This is a genomic window from Streptomyces sp. 13-12-16, from assembly GCF_002114215.1.
In the GTDB taxonomy this organism is placed as follows: domain Bacteria; phylum Actinomycetota; class Actinomycetes; order Streptomycetales; family Streptomycetaceae; genus Streptomyces.
Genome location: NZ_NCTE01000133.1, coordinates 1 through 9,973, shown reverse-complemented (window position 1 = coordinate 9,973; position 9,973 = coordinate 1). Strand labels below are relative to the sequence as shown.

Below are 9,973 nucleotides of genomic sequence, written 5' to 3'. Positions count from 1 at the left end.
GAACCTGGCCGCGCTCGGCTACACCGGCTTCACGGTGGACGAGCGGTTCACCGACAGGACGGCGGATGCCGTCGAGCGGTGGCAGAAGTCGCTCGGGATACCCGAGACCGGCAGGGTCGGCATCGGGGACGTCATCTACTCCGCCGGCAAGGTGCGGATCGGCAGGCCGGGCGTCCGGCTGGGCGAAGCCGTCACCGAGAACGCCCTCACGTACACCGGGACCGCGCGCAAGGTGGTCGTCGACGCCTCGGCCGCCGACGCCTCCTGGGCCGTACGCGGCGCGGCCGTCCGGGTCCGGCTGCCCGACGGGAAGACCGTGGGGGGCGAGGTGGCGTCGGTGGGCCGGCAGGCCAGTGCGCCCGAGGGCGGTTCCGGTGAGGACGGGTCGGGGCAGGGCGGGGCGACCGTGCCGGTGACCGTCACCATCGAGGACCAGAAGTCCGTGGGGCGGCTGGAGAGCGGCCCCGTCACCGTCGAGTACGTCGGGCGCGAGGCCAAGGACGTGCTGACCGTGCCGGTCGCCGCGCTGGTGGCGCTCGCGGAGGGCGGGCACGGGCTGGAGACGGCGGACGGCGGCTTCGTCGCCGTGAAGACCGGGCTGTTCGCCGACGGCAAGGTGGAAGTGAGCGGTTCCGCGGTGCGCGCGGGACTGAAGGTGAGGATTCCCGAATGAGCGGCGGAGACCGGGCCGTCGTCGAGTTCGACGCCGTCTCGAAGACGTATCCGGGCCCGGTGACCGCGGTCCGCGACGTGAGCCTGCGGATCGGGCGCGGGGAACTGGTCGGGGTGGTCGGCCCGTCCGGCTCCGGCAAGTCCAGCATGCTCAACCTCATGGGCAGCCTGGACCGGCCCACTTCGGGCCGGGTCCTGGTCGACGGCCACGACGTGGCGGAACTGTCCGACCGCGAGGTCTCCGCGCTGCGGGCCACCCGGATCGGCTTCGTCTTCCAGCAGTTCCACCTCTCGGTCGGGGTACCGGTCCTGGACTCGGTGGCGGACGGACTGCTCTACGCGGGCGTCCCGTTGCGGCGGCGCCGGGCCAAGGCAGCGGCGGCGCTGGCCCGGGTCGGGCTCAGCCACCGCGTCCGGCACCTGCCCCACCAGCTCTCCGGCGGTGAGCGGCAGCGGGTCGCCGTGGCCCGTGCCGTGGTCGGTGGACCCTCGGTCCTGCTCGCGGACGAGCCGACCGGCAACCTCGACTCCGCGTCGGGCGCGGCCGTACTCGCCCTGCTGCGCGAACTGCACGCGGCCGGCACCACCGTCGTGGTCATCACGCACGACCGCGAGATCGCCGCGCAGCTCCCGCGACGCATCGAGATGCGCGACGGGAGCCTGGTCACCGACACGGCGATCGGGGCGTCACGATGACGGACGGCACCCCGAGACCTCCCCGCGACGAGCCGGGCGACCGGCTGCGGGCGGCCCGGCTCGGGCCGGCGGACGTCGTACGGCTCGGCGGCACGGGGCTGCGGACGCGTCCGCTGAGGGTCTTCCTCTCGGCGCTCGGCATCGCCATCGGCGTCGCCGCGATGATCGCGGTGGTCGGCATCTCCGGCTCCGGACAGGCGGAGGTGGACCGGCGGCTCGACGCCCTCGGCACGAATCTGCTGCGGGTGGCCCCGGGCGAGTCCCTGACGGGCGAGAAGGCCCGGCTGCCGCACGAGGCGGTCTCGATGATCGGCCGCATCCCGCCGGTGCGGCAGGTGGCCGCCACCGGTGCGACCGACGCGCACGTCTACCGCAACGACCACATCGCCATCGGCCGGACCGGCTCCCTGACCGTGCTCGCGGCCGGCACCGATCTCCTGCCGGCCGTCGGCGGGCAGGTCCGCAGGGGCCGCTGGCTGGACTCCGCGACCGACGAGTACCCGGCGGTGGTGCTCGGCGCCACCGCCGCCCAGCGGCTCGACGTGTACACACCCGGCACCCGGGTCTGGCTCGGCGGCCGCTGGTTCTCGCTGATCGGCGTCCTCGACCCGGTGCCGCTGGCACCGGAACTCGACGGCGCCGCCCTGGTCGGATGGTCGGCGGCCCGGACCTACCTGCGCTTCGACGGCCATCCGTCGACGGTGTACGTCCGTGCGGAGGACAGCCGGGTCGCTGCGGTACGGGCGGTGCTCCCGGCCACGGCGTACCCGCAGAAGCCGGGCGAGGTGCGCATCTCACGGCCCTCCGACGCGCTCGCGGCCCGTGAGGCCACCGAGTCGGCGCTGACCGGACTGCTGCTCGGTCTGGGCGGGGTCGCCCTGCTCGTCGGCGGCGTGGGCGTGGGCAACACCATGGTCATCTCGGTACTGGAACGGCGTCCCGAGATCGGTCTGCGGCGCGCGCTCGGGGCGACCAAGGGCCAGATCCGCACGCAGTTCGTGACGGAGTCACTGCTGCTGTCCCTCATCGGGGGCCTCGGCGGAACGGTCCTGGGGACGCTGATCACGGCGGGATACGCCCTCAGCCGCGACTGGCCGACGGTGGTCCCGGCGTGGGCGAGCCTGGCGGGCATCGCCTCGACCCTGGTCATCGGCATGATCGCCGGCCTGTACCCGGCGGTCCGCGCGAGCAGGCTGTCCCCGACGGAGGCGCTGTCCGGTACGTGAGAGCCGCCGGGTGTCCCCGGTCGGGGACACCCGGCGGCTCGCATCACTGCGTGGTGCCCGGTGTGACGGAGGGACCGTCAGAAACCGCAGTAGACGTAGCTGCCGCCGTCGCTCAGCAGGTCGTCACGGATCCAGCCGGTGACACCGGTGGCGTCGTTCCTGACGAACGTCCAGGTGTAGTCGTCGTTGCCGACGGTGTAGCAGTGGTAGTCCAGCGACTGCGTGTTGTAGGCGACGCCCTTGATCGTACAGCCGGTGCTGGAACCGCTGCGCTCGTTGGCCCCGTTGGCCGTCTTGCCCCACGAGCTGCCGTCCTTGTCGGAGACGGTCGTGCCGCACGAGGCGTGCGCGGCGGCGGGCGTCGCCAGGGACAGCGGAACCGCCACGGCGACGGCCGCGAGCACGGGCACGAAGGCCGCGAGTCGTTTCATGATGTACCCCCTGTGTGTCGTGTTGTCACTGCCGCGTTCGCCGCCGGACGGGGCCGGAGCGAGGGCAGGGGCCTCCGCATCGGTAGGGATGCGAGCGGCCGTATGTACGATCACACCCGAATTAAGGTGAAGAAATGATTCCGTTGGGGAGTGGCCGCTTTTCACTCATGAGCGGCCCAAAAGAATCAAATTGATAGGAATAGGCCATTCCTGATGGGCGTTGGCCGATGACGCCCTCTTGAATTCCGGAAAAGATCGAGGGGGGACACGGTGAGCTTTCGGCTTCGCGTTCTCGGCATGCTCATGCTGGTGGCGCTGGCCGCCACCGCCGCGACGGCGTGGCTGACGCTGCGGCAGGCCAACCGCCAGGTCCAGGAGACCGTCACGGCCGGGGAGCAGGAGGTCTCCCGGATCACCGGCGCACTGCGGACGTACGGGTTCGCGCACGGCACCTGGGAGGGGCTGTCGCCCACGGTGGCCGGGCTCGCCCGGGACACCGGACAGCGCATCCGGGTCGTCACGGAGACGGACGTCCTGCTCGCCGACTCCGACGCCCTCGCCGGCCGCGACCCCCGTCCGCCGAGCAGCCGGCCCGCGGTCCTGGTCGACCCGCGTCCCGCCCTGCGGTTCCCGGAGGGCGGGGCGGCGCGGACCTCGGTGAAACTCACCGCCACGGCGATCGCCGACTACCGCGCGACGGTGGCGTACGCGGCCTGTCTGACCGGGGCCGGAGTGGAGCCGACGGTCACCGTGGACGACATCGGCGTCCCCCGGATCAGCACCGGCCGGCGGCCCGCGCAGTGCCCCGAGCCGGAGCCGGGGGCGAACCCGCCGACCGCACAGGACGTCGACGCGGTCCAGCCGTGCGGGACCGAGCGGCGGCCCGCCGCCTGCCTGCAACGGGTGTTCAACGAACGGACCGCTTCCGTCGCCCCGCCCCGCCTGGAGATCCGCCTGGGCGTCCGCGACGAGTCACCGCCCACCCTGGCCGCCGCGCCCACCGTGGCCGTCGCGATGGGGGTCGCCCTCGCCGCCGTCCTCGGCGCCCTGCTCCTGAGCCGGGCCGTACTGCGCCCCGTCCGGGCCATGACACTGGCCGCGAAGGACCTCGGCGAGGGCGACCTGGAACGCAGGGTCCCCGTCTCCGGCCGGGACGAGATCGCGCAACTCGGCGGCGCCTTCAACCGCATGGCCGACTCCCTCCAGGCGGGCGAGGAGCGCCAGCGCCGCCTCATCGGTGACATCGCGCACGAACTGCGCACCCCGCTGGCCAATCTGCGCGGCTACCTGGAGGCACTGCGGGACGACGTCGTCGAACCGACCCCCGAACTGCTCGCCTCCCTGCACGAGGAGGCGCTGCTGCAGCAGCGGATCGTGGACGACCTCCAGGACCTCGCACTGGCGGAGGCCGGTGCGCTCACCTACCACCCCACCGAGGTCGATCTGAGGGAACTGCTGGAGACCGGTCGCACGGCCCACCGCGCCCAGGCCGACGCGGCGGGTGTCACGCTCGAACTGGACGCGCCCGTCCCCGTGTTCGTGACCGCCGACCCCGACCGGCTGCGTCAGGTCGTCGGCAACCTGGTCGGCAACGCGGTGCGGGCGACCGCGGCGGGCGGCAGCGTGACCCTGGCCCTGACGCCCCGGCGCGAACTGGCCGTCGTGGAAGTCCGCGACACCGGCAAGGGGATAGCGGCACAGGACCTGCCGCACCTCTTCGACCGCTTCTGGCGGGCGGACGCCTCCCGGGGCCGGGCGACCGGCGGGAGCGGCCTGGGCCTGTCCATCGCCCGCCAGATCGTCACCGACCACCGGGGCACGATCGAGGTGCGCAGCACCGTCGGGGTGGGCACGACGTTCACCGTCGTCCTGCCCATGGCTCCGGACGGCGGACGTCAGGAGGACGCCGGGTCCGGGCCGTCGTTGAGGCGGTAGCCCCGGCCGTACACCGTCTCCAGATGGCGTGGGCGCCCGGGATCCGCCTCCAGTTTCCGGCGCAGGTTCATCACGTGCGCGTCGACGGTCCGCTCCTGCACGTCGTGGTCGAAGCCGAAGACCCGCTCGATGATCTGCGCCCGGGTGAAGACCCTGCCCGGCTCCCGGGCCAGCGCCTCCAGGATGGCGAACTCCTTGGCGGTCAGCACCACGGGCTGTCCCGCCACCCGGACCTCGAAGCGCGCCGTGTCCAGCACCACCGCGCCGACCCGCAGCACCGCGGGCTCCGCCGAGCCGGCGGTCTTCCGCGACCTGCGCAGCAGTGCCCGTACCCGCGCGGTCAGCTCGCGGGGGCTGTAGGGCTTGGTGAGGTAGTCGTCGGCGCCCAGGTCGAGACCGAGGAGCATGTCCTCCTCGGTGGTGCGGGCGGTGAGGAGAAGAATGGGGACGTCGGATTCGGCCCGCAGGATGCGGCACACATCGAGCCCGTCGACCAGCGGCAGCATCACGTCGAGCACGATGAGATCGGGTTTCGACGAGCGGGCCTTCTCCAGCGCCGCCCGGCCGTCGCCCACGACCTGCACCGCGTTGCCTTCCCGCTCCAGGTAGATCCGGACCAGCCGGGCCTGCTTCTCGTCGTCCTCGGCCACCAGAATCCGAGCGCTCACCGATTCTCCCCCAGCAAGATCCTCCGCTCCCCCGAACGCTAGTACACCCGGCCCGTCCCCGCCCGCGTTCCGCCGCGCGGACCGGTGGGCGCGAGCCGTCGGCGTGCTGTCCACCGGTATCGGACACGGTGGTCCGACGGCTTCGGTCACCTCACCGACGGGGGGATCCGGGGTGCGGGACCCGGTCGATCACGAGGGGCGCGGCGGAGCGCAGTTCGATGGTGTCCCCCTCGTCCCCGTCCCGGTCCCGGGGGTGACCGGCGGGAAGCACGATCAGCAAGGTGTGCGGCCGGGGCAGCCGGCCGGTGTCCAACGGCGGTTCGTACCGCCCGACGTCGACGACGCGCACCAGGGTCTCCGGGATGCCGACGAGGCACGTGTCGCCCGGCCGTAGGGTCCGGGGGTCGCATTCCGTACGGAAGAGCGACCACTCCCCGGCATCCGGATCGAGGGGAAGGTCGAACTGCCCGTTCCACTCGTACCGCGAGTCCGGATCGGCTTCGTTCCACGGCCACTCGACCGATACGTGGAACCCGGACACGGCGGTGACCCGCGCCGCGGTCCACGCACACGACACCCGGAGCACGTCGCCCACCCGGTGGTCCGGCGGATCGCTGTCCCGGGTCATGCCCCACCCCTCGACCGTGCCCGCGGGCGGCGTTCCCGAAGGGGCGGGGCGGCCGGATTCGAACCGACGTCCTCCGAGATGCTGTCGCGGCGCACTACCTCTGTGCTACGACCCCGCCTTGCCGGTGATCATAGTCCTCCCCACGGTGACGGACAGGGGACGACAGCCGCCGGGGCCGCCACCGGTGCTCCGCACGTCTCCCTCCGGGATCCCGCCCACGTTCCGGCGGCGATGAGCACACCGGTGTGCCGGCTGCCGGGCCCCGGCTCGTCGGACCGTGGGTTCCCCTGTTCCGCGGCGCGGCGGGAGTGCCCGAGCGACCTGTACGGCGTCGTCGACCCGTGGCGTGGTCCCCGGCTCCCGCGCGGCGGGAGCCGGACCTCCTCGGCGATCAGGCCGGAGCCCCGTCGGCCGGCGCGGGCACGGCGTACGGGCGCAGGACCATCAGCGAGTCCTCCGAGGTCGCCACCATGGCGAAGGGGAACCGGTCGAGTTCGAGGCAGAGCGCGACGTCATCGGGGTGGGCTCCTCGGCGTACGCCCTCCGTCAGTTCGGCGGCGGCCCGTGACCCGCCGGCGCGGCGGAGGAACCCGGCCGCGTCCGTCCTCCCGTCCCCGGTGGCCCTCCGGGCGATGTACTGAGCGCACGCCAGGTCCTCATCGGCCCGCCCGTCCTCGCCGGTGACCACGAACGTGACACTGTCGCACCCGCGTGTCCGCAGGAGCCGAGCCGTCGCCTCCGCCACCACGAAGCCGGCGCACAGCACCAGCGACGCGTCCCTGACCGCGAGGGCGCCGACCGTCCCCGCCGTGGTCTTCTGCACAACGGTCCGTCCGCCGAGGTCGGCGGAGCGCAGCAGGCCCGGCGAGTTGACCATGTCGAACCCGGGCGCCGGCGCGCCGTCCTTGAGCGCCACCCAGTCGGGGTGGCGAGCCTTGAGCGCCAGGGCCTCGTCCAGCGACCCGGCGAGAACGATCTTCTCCGCCCCCCGGCCGAAGGCCCAGGCGGCCACCGTGTAGGCACGCATGACGTCGATCACGACCGCCACGGACGGGACTTCGGCCAGCTCGGAGATGCCGAGGAAACGAGCGTCCATCCGGCCATGATCAGGCATGCCCGGCCCGAAGCACCCGGGCAGTGACGCGCATCACGCCGACGGGCACGGGCTCACCCGCACCCGGACGGGATCCACGGGCACGCGGAAGAAGGCGGCGACCCGGAGCCTTGTCCCTGAGGTGGGCCGAGGCCCTCCGGGTCGTCCGGCCCCGCAACGGCGCGAACCGGTGGACGGCGTGGGCGACGTCCGACGGGGCGGGGACCTTCAGGCCGGGCGCGCCTTCGAGGCCGGGCCCTGTCGCGGCGGGGGCCATCGGCTCCGGTGGGCCGGCGCCTTCGCGGTGCTTCCGCACGGTGGTTCAGGCCACGAGGAGGCGCAGGCCCAGCTCCGCCTCGTCGAGGGCGAGGAGGTCCCCGTTGCGTTCGGCCCACCGGCCCGAGGAGAGGTCGTCGCGGAGGCTGTCCACCGCCCGCTGCTCGGCCCGCGTCCCGACCCTGGTCCATACCGAGACCGCGCGGCGCACGTGTTCGTCCAGGTACGCCTCGGGCCGGCGCCAGTGGGCCTCGAAGAAGCCGTCGGCGCAGTCCCACGGGATGGGCACCGGCTCCGCGCGGCCCCCGATCGCGCGGGCCATGTCGGCCGGCGAGGGCCAGCCGGTCAGGAGGCCGGCGAACTCGGGCAGGTGGTCGCGGGTGAGCCAGAACCGCTCGGGCCAGCCGGGCGTACTGGCGTCGTAGGTGAACACCACCACGCGCCGGGCCACCCGCCGCATCTCGCGCAGCCCGGCGACCGGGTCCGCCCAGTGGTGAACGGTGCTGACCGCCATCGCGGCGTCGAAGGACCGGTCGGGAAACGGCAGGCGCTCCGCACTGGCGGCCACGCACGGCGCCGCACCCGCGGGACGCTGCGCCCGCATCACCGCCGACGGTTCCACCGCCGTGACCTCACGGTCCGTCGGCTCGTAGGAGCCGGTGCCGGCCCCGACGTTCAGCACCGTCCGGGCGTCCCCGAGCGCCTCCCGGATCCGCGCGGCGATCCGCGGCTCGGTGCGCCGCGTTGCCGGGTACGCCGACCCGATGGACTCGTACAACTGCGCCCCGAACAGCTTCAGTTGGTCCTCCGGTGTCGTCCTGATGCCCATGGCCCGTGCCTCCAGCTCCTTGTCGATGGCCACCACCATGGCGGCGGTGCGATCGCGCTGTTCCCGCAGCAGACCGCGCAGCCGCCGCAGGTGCGCGACCGCGTCGACGGCCGGATCGTCCACCAGGGCCGCGATCTCGCGCAGTCCGAAGCCGAGGCGCCGGTAGCCGAGCACCTCCCGCAGCCGCTCCACGTCACCGGCCGAGTAGGCCCGGTACCCGGCAGCGGTCCGCGCGGACGGCTCCACGAGGCCGATCTCGTCGTAGTGGTGCAGCGTGCGGACGCTCACGCCGGCCAGCCCGGCCACGCGTCCCACGGTCAGGTGCTCCTCCATGTCCCCGACCATGCGGCATGACGCCGCGTGAGGGTCAAGCACCTCGCTCCCCGTACCGTGCCCGGCCCCGCCGCGGCGCCGGCCGGCTGCTTCACGGGCCGCCGGGCGCGGTCACGGTGCTACTCGGTGCGCAGCGCGGTGGCCGTACGGGTCCCGGCCGCCCGGCCCGCCGGGACCAGCGCGCCCAGCACGGCGAGTACGACGCCACCGAGTCCCAGCAGGAGCAGCCGGGCCGGCCCGTACACGTCGAGCACGGACGGCGGCACGGCGGTGCCCACGGCGCGGGTCATCACCGGCATGACGAGGCGGTGCAGTACGTACCCCGCCGGCACGCCCGTCAGCCCGCCGAGCCCGCCGATCACGGCCACGGAGGCGAGCACGAGGCTCACGGTCTGCCGCGGCGTCATGCCGATCGCCTTGCAGACGCCCAGGTCGTGGACGCGTTCCCGGGTGTCGAGGACCACGGAGTTGAGGACGCCGAGGCCGGCCACGGCGACCAGCATGAGGGTGAGCAGCACGGCCATCGCGCTCATGACGAGGATGACGCCCTCCCGCTCCGCCGGGGGGACGGTCGTGGCGTCGCCCCCCAGCGGCCGTACGACCGACGCGAGCCGCCGGGCGAAATCGTCCGCCGAGACGCCGGACCTCACCTCGACGAGGAACGTACTGGGCTCGGCGGAGGGGAAGTCGGCCATGTCCGCGTGGATCCTCAGCCGGTCGCCCGAGGTGTCGAAGGACTCACCCACGATCTTCAGGCCGGCGTGCTCCTTCCCGTAGCTCACCCGTACGGTGTCACCGACCTCGGTGCCGGTCCGCTCCAGGAAGCGGGTGGGCACCACGACCTGCCCCTTACCGGTGATCCAGTGCCCGGAGAGCAGCTCGTATCCGCCGTCGCGCGCATCGCCTTCGTAGAGGTCGGCCTGGACCGAGCCGGGGGCGCCGGCCACGACGACCTCGGCCCGGAGCTTGCCGTAGTAGGACGCCAGGCCGGGCTGGGACTCGACGGCGGCCCGGACCTTCGCCGGGTCCGCCCGCTCGGGCGTGGACGTGCCGGACGTGCCGCCGCTCACGGGGGACGGACCCGCCCCGCCGCCCGTGCCCGGTGGCGGCGGCGGGGGAGCGACGGCGTTCGGCTGGAACGTCGTGACCGTGACCGCGGCACGTCCCTCGGGGTCCTGCGAGGTGC

The 9,973-nt window shown here is 73.6% G+C and carries 10 protein-coding genes and 1 tRNA gene; 4 read left to right on the top strand and 7 right to left on the bottom strand.

Annotation, left to right across the window (positions count from 1 at the left end):
- The 3 genes from B7767_RS06200 to B7767_RS06190 form a co-directional block, all read left to right on the top strand.
- A partial coding sequence (locus B7767_RS06200; RefSeq protein ID WP_143652241.1) for a peptidoglycan-binding domain-containing protein occupies nucleotides 1-673 on the top strand: 673 nt, incomplete at its 5' end.
- A complete protein-coding gene (locus tag B7767_RS06195) occupies nucleotides 670-1,368 on the top strand; it encodes an ABC transporter ATP-binding protein (RefSeq protein WP_085571239.1) in 699 nt (232 codons plus the stop codon). The genes B7767_RS06200 and B7767_RS06195, both read left to right, overlap by 4 nt.
- Complete coding sequence (locus B7767_RS06190; protein ID WP_085571238.1) at nucleotides 1,365-2,594, top strand: ABC transporter permease; 1,230 nt, start codon at nucleotides 1,365-1,367, stop codon at nucleotides 2,592-2,594. The genes B7767_RS06195 and B7767_RS06190 overlap by 4 nt, the downstream gene beginning before the upstream one ends.
- Before the next feature lie 77 nt (nucleotides 2,595-2,671).
- On the opposite strand, the gene B7767_RS06185 is transcribed toward B7767_RS06190, so the two are convergent.
- Complete coding sequence (locus B7767_RS06185; RefSeq protein WP_256923335.1) at nucleotides 2,672-3,025, bottom strand: SH3 domain-containing protein; 354 nt, start codon at nucleotides 3,023-3,025, stop codon at nucleotides 2,672-2,674.
- Between the two features lie 270 nt (nucleotides 3,026-3,295).
- Here B7767_RS06185 and B7767_RS06180 point away from each other — a divergent pair, with 270 nt between their 5' ends.
- Nucleotides 3,296-4,960 (top strand): cell wall metabolism sensor histidine kinase WalK, encoded by a 1,665-nt coding sequence (locus tag B7767_RS06180; protein ID WP_085571237.1) that lies wholly within the window; start codon nucleotides 3,296-3,298, stop codon nucleotides 4,958-4,960.
- Here B7767_RS06180 and B7767_RS06175 read toward each other — a convergent pair.
- The 6 genes from B7767_RS06175 to B7767_RS06150 all read right to left on the bottom strand — a co-directional run.
- Complete coding sequence (locus tag B7767_RS06175; RefSeq protein ID WP_085571236.1) at nucleotides 4,921-5,628, bottom strand: response regulator transcription factor; 708 nt, start codon at nucleotides 5,626-5,628, stop codon at nucleotides 4,921-4,923. The two genes, B7767_RS06180 and B7767_RS06175, sit on opposite strands and share 40 nt — an antisense overlap.
- Nucleotides 5,629-5,779: 151 nt before the next feature.
- A complete protein-coding gene (locus B7767_RS06170) occupies nucleotides 5,780-6,256 on the bottom strand; it encodes a hypothetical protein (protein WP_085571235.1) in 477 nt (158 codons plus the stop codon).
- 42 nt (nucleotides 6,257-6,298) lie between these two features.
- Nucleotides 6,299-6,373: transfer RNA gene (locus B7767_RS06165), tRNA-Leu, on the bottom strand.
- Nucleotides 6,374-6,647: 274 nt separating this feature from the next.
- Entirely contained in the window at nucleotides 6,648-7,352 is a 705-nt protein-coding gene (locus B7767_RS06160) for a 2-phosphosulfolactate phosphatase (protein ID WP_085571234.1), read from the bottom strand.
- A 319-nt stretch (nucleotides 7,353-7,671) separates the two neighbouring features.
- A complete protein-coding gene (locus tag B7767_RS06155; RefSeq protein WP_085571241.1) occupies nucleotides 7,672-8,787 on the bottom strand; it encodes a MerR family transcriptional regulator in 1,116 nt (371 codons plus the stop codon).
- Between the two features lie 119 nt (nucleotides 8,788-8,906).
- Nucleotides 8,907-9,973: ABC transporter permease (locus B7767_RS06150; protein ID WP_143652239.1), on the bottom strand; the 1,067-nt coding region annotated here is incomplete at its 5' end.